Annotated in this window: 13 protein-coding genes; 8 read left to right on the top strand and 5 right to left on the bottom strand. The window is 67.9% G+C overall.

Going from position 1 to position 12,412, the window contains the following annotated elements; all coding sequences use genetic code 11:
* Nucleotides 1-37: 37 nt before the first annotated feature.
* The 5 genes from FPZ12_RS00360 to dnaA all read right to left on the bottom strand — a co-directional run bounded on the left by FPZ12_RS00360 (nucleotide 38) and on the right by dnaA (nucleotide 6,495).
* Nucleotides 38-517 carry a DciA family protein gene (locus tag FPZ12_RS00360; protein WP_243769593.1) on the bottom strand — a complete coding sequence of 160 codons (480 nt, stop codon included), beginning with the start codon at nucleotides 515-517 and terminating at the stop codon, nucleotides 38-40.
* Between the two features lie 262 nt (nucleotides 518-779).
* Nucleotides 780-1,934: a DNA replication/repair protein RecF gene (recF, locus tag FPZ12_RS00355; RefSeq protein ID WP_144745360.1), complete on the bottom strand. Its 1,155-nt coding sequence runs from the start codon at nucleotides 1,932-1,934 to the stop codon at nucleotides 780-782.
* Between the two features lie 5 nt (nucleotides 1,935-1,939).
* A complete protein-coding gene (gene gnd / locus FPZ12_RS00350; RefSeq protein ID WP_144745359.1) occupies nucleotides 1,940-2,830 on the bottom strand; it encodes a phosphogluconate dehydrogenase (NAD(+)-dependent, decarboxylating) in 891 nt (296 codons plus the stop codon).
* Between the two features lie 35 nt (nucleotides 2,831-2,865).
* Nucleotides 2,866-3,999 (bottom strand): DNA polymerase III subunit beta, encoded by a 1,134-nt coding sequence (gene dnaN, locus FPZ12_RS00345; protein ID WP_144745358.1) that lies wholly within the window; start codon nucleotides 3,997-3,999, stop codon nucleotides 2,866-2,868.
* Between the two features lie 891 nt (nucleotides 4,000-4,890).
* Entirely contained in the window at nucleotides 4,891-6,495 is a 1,605-nt protein-coding gene (gene dnaA, locus FPZ12_RS00340; RefSeq protein ID WP_144745357.1) for a chromosomal replication initiator protein DnaA, read from the bottom strand.
* Nucleotides 6,496-7,017: 522 nt separating this feature from the next.
* Between dnaA and rpmH the strand changes: the two genes are divergently transcribed.
* The 8 genes from rpmH to FPZ12_RS00300 all read left to right on the top strand — a co-directional run bounded on the left by rpmH (nucleotide 7,018) and on the right by FPZ12_RS00300 (nucleotide 12,394).
* Complete coding sequence (gene rpmH / locus FPZ12_RS00335) at nucleotides 7,018-7,161, top strand: 50S ribosomal protein L34 (RefSeq protein ID WP_084628390.1); 144 nt, start codon at nucleotides 7,018-7,020, stop codon at nucleotides 7,159-7,161.
* A gap of 24 nt (nucleotides 7,162-7,185) precedes the next feature.
* Nucleotides 7,186-7,584 carry a ribonuclease P protein component gene (rnpA, locus tag FPZ12_RS00330; RefSeq protein ID WP_144745356.1) on the top strand — a complete coding sequence of 133 codons (399 nt, stop codon included), beginning with the start codon at nucleotides 7,186-7,188 and terminating at the stop codon, nucleotides 7,582-7,584.
* Nucleotides 7,581-7,898, top strand: a complete 318-nt coding sequence (yidD, locus tag FPZ12_RS00325; protein ID WP_424923561.1) for a membrane protein insertion efficiency factor YidD — start codon at nucleotides 7,581-7,583, stop codon at nucleotides 7,896-7,898. The genes rnpA and yidD overlap by 4 nt, the downstream gene beginning before the upstream one ends.
* Nucleotides 7,899-7,902: 4 nt before the next feature.
* Nucleotides 7,903-8,997, top strand: coding sequence for a membrane protein insertase YidC (yidC, locus tag FPZ12_RS00320; protein WP_144745355.1), 1,095 nt, complete (start codon nucleotides 7,903-7,905; stop codon nucleotides 8,995-8,997).
* 27 nt (nucleotides 8,998-9,024) lie between these two features.
* Entirely contained in the window at nucleotides 9,025-9,576 is a 552-nt protein-coding gene (locus FPZ12_RS00315; RefSeq protein WP_166462505.1) for a Jag family protein, read from the top strand.
* A 149-nt stretch (nucleotides 9,577-9,725) separates the two neighbouring features.
* A complete protein-coding gene (rsmG, locus tag FPZ12_RS00310; protein ID WP_144745353.1) occupies nucleotides 9,726-10,421 on the top strand; it encodes a 16S rRNA (guanine(527)-N(7))-methyltransferase RsmG in 696 nt (231 codons plus the stop codon).
* Nucleotides 10,422-10,496: 75 nt separating this feature from the next.
* Nucleotides 10,497-11,399: a ParA family protein gene (locus FPZ12_RS00305; protein WP_243769592.1), complete on the top strand. Its 903-nt coding sequence runs from the start codon at nucleotides 10,497-10,499 to the stop codon at nucleotides 11,397-11,399.
* On the top strand, nucleotides 11,396-12,394 hold the full coding sequence (locus FPZ12_RS00300) for a ParB/RepB/Spo0J family partition protein (protein WP_144745352.1): 999 nt from the start codon (nucleotides 11,396-11,398) through the stop codon (nucleotides 12,392-12,394). The genes FPZ12_RS00305 and FPZ12_RS00300 overlap by 4 nt, the downstream gene beginning before the upstream one ends.
* The last annotated feature ends 18 nt before the right edge of the window (nucleotides 12,395-12,412 follow it).

Genomic DNA, 12,412 nt, shown 5'->3' with positions numbered 1-12,412 from the left:
TCTGCGTCATGCCGGGGCATCTCGGCGCATTCAAGTGTCAGCCGTAAGTGTCCCGAGGACCGCGGCCGGGAACGTGCCGCAAACCCTTGCGCCAGCTGGGCGCGGTGGGCCCGTGAATCCGCATCCGCTTGACGACGCCGTGCCCCACGGCGGCGGCGATCTTGGTCAGCAACTGGCCCTGCAGCAGGCGAAGCTGCGTGGCCCAGGCCGTCGAGCTGGCACGGACGGTGAGCTCGCCGTCCTTGAGCGAAACCGGCTGGGCGTGCTCGGCGACCTCTTCGCCGACCAGCTGCGCCCACTGCCCGAAGACCTGGCCGTCGGCGAGCTTGGCCGCCCAGCCCCGCTCGGCGGAGAGGCGGGAGATCAGCCTGCCGAGCGGCTGGGGATCACGGGCGTCGGCGCCGGGCGAGGACCAGCGGCGGCGACGGGGGTTCTGGCTGAAATCGCTGGGCTTGGCGCGTTTGCGCACGCCAGGCTCCACGCCGCGGGCTTCGGCCTTCGCCCTGGCTGCCGCCAATGCCGCCCTGGCGAGGTCGCGTCCGGACCCCTGCTCGTTCGGCCCAGGCGCGGGATCACTCTGCGTGTTCGATAGAGTCCCCTCGTCGGGGTTAACCCCCGTACCAGTGGCCGAGGACGACTCATTTGGCCTCTTGATCACAGGCGGCGATAACTCGCTCACCGTGTTATCCACACTATCCACAGAGTTGTCCCCAGATCGGTGCATAAAATGTGTGGCGCCGGTCACTCGGTGTGCCTGATTTGATCTTGTTGAATCTTCTTCAGCCACGCCTGACCTCCCCGTCCGAGACCGCGAACCGCGTGCCCGATAGCTCTTCGGGCACGTCCTCGTCCACCGCGGCGGTCACCAGCACCTGTTCGGCACCGGCCGCCACCTCGGCGAGCCGCGCCCGCCTGCGCCGGTCCAGCTCCGCGAACACATCGTCGAGCAGCAGCACCGGCTCACCGTTTTCGGCCCGCAGCAGCTCGTACGAACCGAGGCGCAGCGCGAGCGCGAAGGACCAGGACTCCCCGTGACTGGCGTATCCCTTCGCCGGCGCTTCGCCGAGGACGAGCTCCAGCTCGTCCCGATGCGGACCGACCAGACTGACCCCGCGGTCGAGCTCGGCCTGCCGAACCTCGGACAAGGACTGCACGAGGATACCCGCCAGTTTGTCCGGATCGGCCCGTTCCCCGCCGGGAATTCCGTATCCGGCAGGCAGCGCGGCCCCGAGGCTCGATCGGTAGGAGATCTTGGCCGGCCTCGAATCCGGCGCCACCCCCATGTATGCGGCAGCGGCGTGCGGTGCGAGGTCCGCGACCAGGTCGAGCCGGGCCGCGAGCAACTGGCCGCCGGCGGTCGCGAGGTGGTTGTCCCACACTTCGAGCGTCGACAGCGCGTACGGATCTTCGCGCGTTCCCTTTCTCTTACCGGCTGTCTTCAACAACGCGTTCCGCTGGCGCAGGACGCGGTCGTAGTCGGACCGGACCCCGGCCCAGCGCGGCGCGCGCAGTACCAAAAGATCGTCGAGGAAATGGCGCCGCTCGCTGGGATCACCGCGCACGAGCGCCAGGTCCTCCGGGGAGAACAGCACCGTGCGCAGGATGCCGAGCACGTCGCGCGGTTTGCCGACCTGCCCCCGGTTGATCCGCGCCCGGTTCGCCTTACCGGGCGTGATCTCCAGTTCCACGGTCAGTTCGCGGTCCTCGTTGACCACGGCCGCGCGCACCAGCGCGCGTTCGCAACCGTGCCGGACCAGCGGCGCGTCGGTCGCGACCCGGTGCGAGCCGAGCGTGGCGACGTACCCGATGGCCTCGAGCAGATTGGTCTTCCCCCGCCCGTTGGGCCCGACCAGCACGGTCGGCCCCGGTGTCAACGGCAGGTCGACGTGCTCCCATGAGCGGAAGTCGGTGACCTGGAGATGACGGAGGTACAAGGCTGCTACTGACCTATTTTCTTGACCGCGTGCCCGCCGAACTGGTTGCGCAGCGCGGCGACCGCGCGCATGGCGGCGGAATCCTTTTGGCGCGAAGAGAATCGGGCGAACAGCGCGGCCGAGATGACCGGCGCGGGAACGGCGTTGTTGATCGCTTCTTCCAGTGTCCAGCGGCCTTCGCCGGAATCCTCGACGTAACCCTCGAGGTCGTCGAGGTCCGGGTCTTCGTCCAGCGCGCGGACGAGGAGGTCGAGCAGCCAGGAGCGGACGACGGTGCCGCGCTGCCAGCCCTTGATCACCGCGGGCACGTCTTCGACGACCTTCGCGGCTTCGAGTAGCTCGAACCCTTCGGCGTACGCCTGCATGATCCCGTACTCGATGCCGTTGTGGATCATCTTCGCGTAGTGTCCGGCGCCGACGGAGCCCGCGTGCGAAAAGCCTTCCTCGCGCGGACCTTCCGGGCGCAGCGTGTCGAAGATCGGCATCGCGCGCTCGACGTCCGCGGCCGCGCCGCCGACCATCAGGCCGTACCCGTTGTCCTTGCCCCACACGCCACCGGAGACGCCACAGTCGAGGTAGCCGATCTTCTTCTCGGCGAGCACCCCGGCGTTGTGCTTGTCGTCGGTGAACTTCGAGTTGCCGCCGTCGATCACGAGATCGCCCTCGCTCAGCAGCTCACCCAGTTCGGCCACGGTGTCCCTGGTGGGGCCACCGGCCGGAACCATGATCCAGACGATCCGCGGCCCGTCGAGCTTGGACACCATGTCGGCCAGCGAGGAGGAGTCGCTGACGGCCTCGTTGCGGTCGTAGCCGACCACCTCGTGCCCGGCCGCGCGCAGCCGCTCCCGCATGTTGAAACCCATCTTGCCCAGGCCGACGAGTCCCAGCTGAACCATTGGAAATTCCCCTCTGCTTCGTTCGCGGGCGCCGGTCAGCCGGGTAGGCGGACCGGCATCAACAGGTAGAGGTAACCAGGAATGACCTGGCCCTGCTCGTCCGCCGGCTTGATCAAAGCCGGCCGGTTGGGGGTGGTGAAAGTCAGCTCCGCGCGATCGGCGTGCAGTGCCCCGAGGCCGTCGACGAGATAGCCGGGGTTGAACGCGATCGTCACCGCTTCACCCTCGTAGTCCACGGGCAGTTCTTCTTCCGCGCTGCCTTCGTCGTCACCACCGGCGGAAAGCCGCAGCGAACCGTCCGCGAACTCCAGCCGCACCTGGGTACCACGCTCGGCGACCAGCGACACACGCTTGATCGCCTCGGACAGCGGCGCGACCTCGATGACCGCTCGGGAGGTGTGCTGCGCGGGCAACAGCTGGCGGTACGGCGGAAACTCCGCGTCGAGCAGCCGGGTCGTCGTGTAGCGGCCGGAGCCGGACAGACCGAGCAGACCCTCGCCGCTCGCGAGACCGACGGAAACGGTGGCACCGCTGGCGCCGAGCGACTTCGCGGCGTCGGCGAGCGTGCGGGCGGGGACGAGGACGGCGGCGTCCGCCAGCCCTTCGGCCGGCTGCCACGCGAACTCGCGCATCGCCAGCCGGAACCGGTCGGTCGCGACGAGGGTCAGCGAGCTGCCGGAGATCTCCAGCCGCATCCCGGTGAGCATCGGGAGCGTGTCGTCCTTGCCCGCCGCGACGGCGACCTGGGTGACGGCCTGGCCGAAGGCGTCACCGGCGACCTCGCCGGCGAGCGCGGGCTGGGCCGGCAGCGCGGGGTAGTCCTCGACCGGCATCGTCGGCAGGCTGAACCGCGCGTTGCCACAAGTGATGGAAGCTCGGGAGCCGTCGACGAAGATCTCGACCGGCTGGGCGGGCAGGGACTTGGTGATGTCCGCGAGCAACCGGCCGGACACGAGCAGCCGCCCCCCGTCGGCGATCGTCGCGGGCACACCGACCGTGGCCGACACCTCGTAGTCGAAGCCGGAGACGGTCAGTGCGTCGGTCGTCCCGTCCGAACCGGCGTCGAGAAGCACACCGCCCAGCACCGGGACCGGCGGCCGGGACGGCAGGCTCCGTGCCACCCAGGCAACGGCGTCGGCCAGCCCGTCACGCTCGACGCGGATCTTCATGCGCCCATCCTTTCGACAGCCGAGCCACCCCTGGGCTCGAGAAGATCGACAAACGGCCCTGGACGGCGCGGTGCGCAGCGCTTTGGCCAGGGGATCTCGTGTGTGGTGTTGGCCCGATGCCAATGTCGCCAGCGGCCTGCGGGCTTGGGTGTGGACACCCACGTTAGAACGTGACCGCTCCGCCCGTCATCCGGGGCACGCCATCGACAAGTCGACAAGACTCCTCGTCCTCCCCGCTTGTCCCCAGATCCACAGTCCCCTGTTTTTGCTTTAGAAGATCTTCTTGAGAAGAACAAGGGCAGTAACAGTAATAAGGGCTGTGGGTTGTGTGGACAGCCGGTGTTGTCGCAGGTCCCACGGCGCGTCCGGCTGTGGACATCCGGGCGGTCATCCCCGTGGACAGTTTCGGCCGCCGGTGGACAGTTTTCGGCTCCCCACAACCCATCCACATCCATCCACAGTTGTCCACACAGTTCTCCCCAGCTGTGGGCCGAGTTGTACCCACGGTCGCGGAGGGACGTGGGGACCAAGTACTTCACTCCTGTGAGCGACGGTGATCGTTCTTCGATGCGTTGTCGTTATTGGGATCACACGAGCCGAGCGGGCCGCGGCACGAACGCGGACAGGAGTGCGAAGCCGAATCCGTTGAGCGGCAAGGAAGGATTCGCGAGCGCGGCGACGAACCGCTTACGCGGACTGGGAAAGCGCGCGGGCCGAGACGGTGTCGGCGGACGAAGCGGCTTCGCGCGGACTGTGCGGCTCTAGGTCCGCCCCGACACGAGGCCGTGCGAATCCCCTTGCGTGGCAAGGAGCGCGCGGCATACCGCGGTCGAACGCGGCATGACAGTTAGAGAAGAGGTGAGCGTAGAGAAGAGGTGCGCGCGCGGCCGGCTACTGGCGGGCGCGCTGCTTGATGCGGAAGGTCAGTTCCTGCACCTGGTCGTAGATCCGGCGCCGTTCGGCCATTTCCTTCCGGATCTTCTTGTCCGCGTGCATCACCGTGGTGTGGTCGCGGCCGCCGAAGGTCTGCCCGATCTTCGGCAGTGACATGTCGGTGAGCTCGCGGCAGAGGTACATCGCGATCTGGCGTGCCGTGGCGAGCGCCTTCGTCTTGCCCGGCCCGCACAGGTCGTCGATCGTCACGTCGAAGAATTCGGCGGTGGTCGCCATGATCGTCGGTGCGCTGATCTCCGGCGCCTGCGAATCCGGGATCAGGTCCCGCAGCACGATCTCGGCGAGCCCGACGTCCACCGGCTGCTGGTTAAGCGAAGCGAACGCGGTGACGCGGATGAGCGCGCCCTCGAGCTCACGGATGTTCGCCTCGACCCGAGACGCGATGAACTCCAGCACCTCGCCCGGCACCGCGAGCCTGTCCTGCGCGGCCTTCTTGCGCAGGATCGCGATCCGGGTCTCCAGTTCGGGCGGCTGGATGTCGGTGATCAGCCCCCACTCGAACCGCGTGCGCAGCCGGTCCTCCAGGGTTTCCAGCCGCTTGGGCGGCCGGTCCGAGGACACCACGATCTGCTTGTTCGCGTTGTGCAGGGTGTTGAAGGTATGGAAGAACTCCTCCTGGGTTCCTTCCTTGCCTTCCAAGAACTGGATGTCGTCGACGAGCAGGATGTCGATGTCGCGGTAGCGGCGCTGGAACGCCACTTTCCGGTCGTCCCGCAGCGAGTTGATGAAGTCGTTCGTGAACTCTTCGGTCGACACGTACCGCACGCGCATCCCCGGGAACAGCCGCTGGGCGTAGTGCCCGACGGCGTGCAGCAGGTGCGTCTTGCCCAGGCCGGACTCGCCCCAGATGAAGAGCGGGTTGTACGCGCGGGAAGGCGCTTCGGCGACGGCGAACGCCGCCGCGTGCGCGAAGCGGTTGGACGCGCCGATCACGAACGTGTCGAAGGTGTACTTCTCGTTCAGGCGCGTCTTCGAAGTCTGCGGTTGTGCCGGAGCGGTGTACGGCTGGCCCGCCACCGGCTGGCCGGAGAACATCGGCCAGATCTCGTGCGCGGCCGCGAGCGCGTCGCCCTCTTCGTCCACTTCTTCTTCCCCGTCGTCTTCGGGGACGACCGGTTTGGCCGGCTCGGCCTGGACACGCGTGCGGCGCAGTGGCGGCAGCAGTCCGTCGTCCAGTGGCGGCATCGTGCGGGAAGGCGCCTCCGCGGCGCTCCCGTTTTCCACTCGCGCGGGTGAAGGCGCGTACTGCGGGGTCGGCACCGGCGGCGCGGGAGCCACTTCCGCGGTGTCCACTTTCACCGCCAGGGAGACCGGCCGCCCGAGGCGCCGGGACAAGGCGTGCGTGATCGGCTCGCGCAGCGCGCGCTCGATCGCTTCCTTGGCGAAGTCACTGGGAGCGGCGAGGAGTGCCGTCCCGTCGAGCAGACCTATCGGGCGGGTCACTCGCATCCACGCGCGCTGCTGCGGAGAGAGCGTGCCGTCGGACAGCTCGCGCACGACCTGATCCCAGACGACGCCCAGATTGATCTGGTGCTCGGACACCGACTCCGCTCCCCTCCCCTCGCCGCGCTGGACGACACCTTGAAACCACCCTGCGGGTCGCCTGCTCATCACATGGAGCGGCGTCTCCGTATGCCGTGGTCACCGCGCGCAGCGGTAATCCACAGAGTTGTCCACAACTGTGCACTAATGTACGGGCCCCCGCAGCGCCTCCACCTGCGGGTGCAACCTACGCCAGCCAGAGCCTCCACACCTTCCGACCATGGCGTCGAGCCCCTCGAACGGGTGACTCAAGAGGAGACACGCTAACAAGCCCGGCGCTGTCCCACAAGACACCCGTCGCAGAAGGATTCCATGGTCTACCGGCGGTCGCCAGTCGGTCCTCGCGCGTACTCGGCGGGGCCGGTTGCCGGACGGCGGGACCGGGTGCGTACTCTCGTAGGGTCTCCCGCTTGCGACGGGCACATTTGCGTGTCCATGTTCGCTGACAGCGCGGGCTGACACCCAGACCTGACGGTGGCACACCGAAGCCACCGGTATGTCGAGACCAGGAGAAGCAGAGTCGTGAGCAAGGGTAAGCGCACTTTCCAGCCGAACAACCGCCGACGCGCCCGTACGCACGGATTCCGGCTGCGCATGCGCACCCGCGCGGGCCGGGCGATCTTGGCGGGCCGTCGTCGCAAGGGCCGCGAGAAGCTGTCCGCCTGATCGCGCCTGAACCCAGGCGCGCCCATGCTGCCCGCTGCCGCTCGTCTGCGGCGAAGTGAGGACTTCCGCGAAGTCATGCGTCGCGGGTCTCGCGCCGGGCGGCGGCGCCTTGTGGTCCATGTGTTGCAGGCCTCGGACCCGCCCGCGTCTGGAACGCGGGCGGGTTTTGTGGTGAGCAAGGCCGTCGGCAACTCCGTCGTTCGCCACCGAGTGAGCCGTCGGCTGCGTCATCTCGTCGCCGCGCGCCTTGGAACCGTTCCGGCGGGCAGCTCGTTGGTGATTAGGGCCCTACCGCCGGCGGCGACGGCGTCCAGTGCCGAACTGGGCGTGGATCTCGACTCCGCGCTCCGCAAACTGGGCCTGATCCCGGACCGGCGAGCGGCCGGCCCGGCCGAGCACGATCATGATGGGTCAGCGGTGTGAACGAACCCACGGCCGCGATCGACGACGGGCCCCGCGAGGCAGGCCGGCCTGGTCCGGTCGCCTGGCTGTTGCTGCTCCCGCTCCGGTTCTATCGCAAATGCATCTCCCCCTTCCTCCCGCCGAGTTGCCGGTTCTATCCGAGCTGCAGCACGTACGCGGTTGAGGCCTTGACCCGCTTCGGCGCGGCCCGGGGTTCGTACCTCGCGCTGCGACGGCTGTTGCGCTGCGGCCCGTGGACAATGCCCGGCCGCGACCCGGTGCCCGAGAAGTTCTCCTGGCGCCACACCAGACCTGGTTTGTCAACCGAGGAGTAGCTCAGTGCTCAACTTCATCTACTACCCCGTGTCCTTCATCCTCTGGTGTTGGCACAAAGTCTTCGGCTTCGTCCTTGGCGACGACAACGCGATCGCCTGGATCCTCGCGATCATGTTCCTGACCTTCACGGTCCGCGGCATCATGTTCAAGCCGTTCGTGAACCAGGTCCGGTCGATGAAGAAGATGCAGGAGTTCGCGCCGGAACTGAAGCGGGTCCAGAAGAAATACGCGAACGACAAGCAGCGCCAAGCCGCGGAGATGCAGAAGCTCCAGAAGGAGCACGGGGTCAACCCGCTGGGCAGCTGTCTGCCGATGGTCCTGCAGATCCCGGTGTTCATCGGGCTGAACTGGGTGCTGCGTTCGTTCACGAACAAGCCGCTGGACCAGAAGACCGAGAACTACTTCTTCGACCACGCCGGCGTCGAGTCCTACGTCAACGCCAAGCTGTTCGGCGTCAACATCGGTGACGCGATCCACCACGCCTCGGTGCTGGGTGGCACCGGTGGTGGCTGGAACTGGAACGTGGCCCCGGTGGCCGTTCCGCTGATGATCCTCGCGAGCGTCCTGACCCACCTCACCGCGCGGCACTCGGCGGCCCGGCAGGCGGCGACGGCCACGGAGGCGCAGCCGCAGGCCGCGCTCATGCAGAAGCTGACGATGTACATCTTCCCGCTCGGTGTGCTCGTCTTCGGTGCGTTCTTCCCGATCGGCCTGCTCGTCTACTGGCTGTCCAACAACGGCTGGACCCTCATGCAGCAGCGACTCGTCTACACCCGGATCGACAAGGAAGAGGCGGCCAAGAAGGCCGAGGCGAAGGAGAAGCGCGACGCGCTCGCCCCGAAGCCGGGTGCCAAGCCGAAGCCGGGCGCGAAGCCCGTGCAGCCGAAGAACGAGACCAAGACGGAAAGCACCGACGAAGAGAACGAGTCCTCCGCCAACGGCCAGCAGTCGAACGGCAAGCGGAGTCCCAAGGCAGGTTCACCCCACCGGTTCGCCCAGCAGGGGCAGCGCCCGCAGGGTTCGGGCGGGCAGCGCAAGAAGTCGGCACAGGGTGGCAAGAACTCAGGACAGAAAGGCTCGGGGCAGAAGCGTCGCTGACGCCGGCCCCGGGAGAGGAGACGAATGATGTCGGAGACGGTCGAGGCGATCGACACCGAGTCGGAGAAGACCGAGAACGAGAACGAGGAGAACGCGCCCACCGGCGCCGACTTGCTCGTGCGTGAGGGCGACATCGCCGGGGACTACCTGGAGCGCCTGCTGGATCTGCTCGACTACGACGGGGACATCGACCTGGACGTGGAAGCGGGCCGGGCGATCGTGAGCATCGACGGCGGTGACGATCTGGAGAAGCTCGTCGGCGGCCGCGGTCAGGTGCTCGAGGCGCTGCAGGAGCTGACCCGGCTCGCGGTGCAACAGGAGACCGGAACGCGGAGCCGGCTGATGCTGGACATCGCGGGCTGGCGCGCGGGTCGCCGTGAGGAGCTCCGCGAGCTCGGCCGGTCGACTGCCGAGTCGGTGCTGGCGAATGGCGAGAAGGTTCGCCTGCAGCCGATGAGCCCCTTCGAGCGGAAGGTCGTGCACGACGCCGTCGCGGCGGTCGACGGTGTGCACAGCGAGAGCGAGGGCGAGGAGCCCAAGCGTCGGGTGGTCGTCATCCCCGACAGCGACGAAGACTGACAACCAGGAACCCGAAGCGGCCCGCCGGACATCCGGCGGGCCGCTTTTTTCTTGCCCAGTTTCACGTGAAACCGAGCCACTCCCCCGATGCACGTCCGGCGTCGGGGACAATCGGAACGACAGCGGTTTCACGTGAAACGGAGTGACGAGTGGCGCCGGTACCAGAGTCAGCAGCCCGCGTGTTCGGAGACGGACTGGAGGGCGCCGAGCGGTTCGCCGCTCTCCTGGAGCGGCACGGGGTCGAGCGCGGACTCATCGGGCCGCGGGAAGTCGACCGGCTGTGGGATCGGCATCTGCTCAACTCCGCTGTCATCGGTGAGCGGATCCCGCACGGGGCGCGCGTCGTGGACGTCGGCTCGGGTGCCGGCCTCCCCGGCATCCCGCTCGCGATCGCGCGGCCGGACCTTCACCTGATGCTCGTCGAGCCGATGGCGCGACGGGTCGACTGGCTCGACGAAGTGATCGAGGAACTCGACCTCGACGTGAGCGTGCTCCGTGGCCGGGCGGAAGAGAAGGCGATCCGGGCAGAAATCGGCACCGTCGACGTCGTGACCGCGCGCGCTGTGGCGCCGCTCGCGAAATTGGCGGGCTGGTGTCTGCCGCTCCTCCGCGAAGGTGGCATGATGCTTGCACTGAAGGGGGCCAGCGCGCGGGACGAAGTCGCGCGTGACATGTCCGCCGTCGCCAGGGTCGGAGGCGGCGAGCCCACGGTCTCCGAGTGCGGAGTCGACCTACTTGAGACTCCCACGACAGTTGTGATTGTCGAGCGAATCCGCCCGCAGGCATCGGCTCAACAGAGACGACGGCGAAGCGCTGTCGGTGTCCGATCGAAGCGGACGGGATGAAAAGATGGCCATGTTCCACGTGAAACCGTGCGAAGTGCGCGGTGGAGTGTCGATACCAGAGAGGTGGCTCGGCCAGTGACCCCGCCTTCGTCAGACTGGACCCCGATCGCCGAAGAGGCGGAGAACGCCGCGCGCGTCCTCCATCCCGAATCCAACATGCTCCCCAAGCCCGACCACCGTCGCGTGCTGACCGTCGCCAACCAGAAGGGCGGCGTCGGCAAGACCACCAGCGCCGTGAACCTCGCCGCCGCCCTCGCCGTGCACGGGCTCAAGACCCTCGTGATCGACCTCGACCCACAGGGCAACGCCAGCACCGCGCTCAACGTGGAACACCGCTCGGGCACCCCGTCGGTCTACGAGGTGCTCCTCGGCGAGGTCTCGCTCGCCGAGGCGACCGCCGTGTCCGAGCAGTCGCCGAACCTCTTGTGCGTGCCCGCCACGATCGATCTCGCCGGTGCGGAGATCGAACTCGTCGAGATGGGCAACCGCGAGTCGCGGCTCAAGGAGGCGCTCTCCGCCGAGGCGATCGACGAGACGGGCGTCGACTACGTCTTCATCGACTGCCCGCCGTCGCTCGGCCTGCTCACGGTGAACGCGATGGTGGCCGCCCGCGAGGTGCTGATCCCGATCCAGTGTGAGTACTACGCGCTGGAAGGTCTGGGGCAGCTGCTGAGCAACATCGACCTCGTGCAGAAGCACCTCAACCCGGCGCTGGCCGTCTCCACGATCCTGCTCACGATGTACGACGGCCGGACCAAACTGGCCGATCAGGTGACCGCGGAGGTACGCGGGCACTTCGGCGACGTCGTGCTCAAGACGGTCATCCCCCGCAACGTGAAGGTGTCCGAGGCGCCCAGCTACGGCCAGACCGTGCTGGCGTACGACCCCGGATCGCGCGGCGCGATGAGCTACATGGACGCCGCGAAGGAGATCGCCGAGCGCGGCAGCACCAACGGATCGAGGAGCGGAACACTATGACCGAACGCAGAGGGGGGCTCGGCCGCGGCCTTGCGGCGCTGATCCCGACCGGGCCCGCTGCCGCCGAAGGCGCGACAATCGAGGTCCGCACCGAGCCATCCTCGCGTAATGGCGATCAGGTCCCCGCGCCGGAGGAAGGCGCGCCGGCCGTCGGCGGCGAGGTCGCCGGGGCGGTCTATCGCGAAGTCCCGATCAGCGCGATCAAGGCCAACCCCAAACAGCCCCGGCAGGTTTTCGACGAAGAGGCGCTCGCCGAGCTGGAGCACTCCATCCGCGAGTTCGGCCTCATGCAGCCGATCGTGGTGCGGGAGCTCGGCGATGACGAGTACGAGCTCGTCATGGGCGAGCGCCGGCTTCGCGCTTCGCAGCAGGCGGAGCTGGAGAAGATCCCGGCCATCGTCCGGCAGACCGCCGACGAGGCGATGCTGCGGGACGCCCTGCTGGAGAACATCCACCGCGTCCAGCTGAACCCGCTCGAAGAGGCGGCGGCCTATCAGCAGCTGCTCGACGAGTTCGAGGTGACGCACGAGGAGCTCGCCGGCCGTATCGGCCGCAGCCGCCCGGTCATCACGAACACCATCCGGCTGCTGAAGCTCCCCCTCCCCGTGCAGCGTCGCGTCGCCGCCGGGGTGCTTTCGGCGGGGCACGCCCGCGCGCTGCTGTCGTTGGAGGATGCCGAGTCTCAGGAAGACCTCGCGACCCGAATCGTCGCCGAGGGACTTTCGGTCCGCGCGACGGAGGAAGCGGTCACGCTCAAGAAGAGCGAGACGCCGGCCAAGCCGAAGCCGCAGCCGCGCAAGGCGATGCAGGCGCCGGGATTGCAGGATCTGGCCACTCGCCTGTCGGACACCTTCGACACCCGGGTGAAGGTCGACCTCGGCCGCCGGAAGGGCCGGATCGTCGTCGAGTTCGGCTCGGTCGACGATCTCGAGCGGATCGTGGCATTGATGGCGCCGAAAGAGTCAAATCAGACACGTGAAACCGATGAAGGATGACCCTAGGTCATTTCGTCA

The sequence above is a fragment of the Amycolatopsis acidicola genome, from assembly GCF_007713735.2.
Lineage (GTDB): Bacteria > Actinomycetota > Actinomycetes > Mycobacteriales > Pseudonocardiaceae > Amycolatopsis_E > Amycolatopsis_E acidicola.
This window is presented reverse-complemented; position numbering and strand designations above follow the sequence as displayed.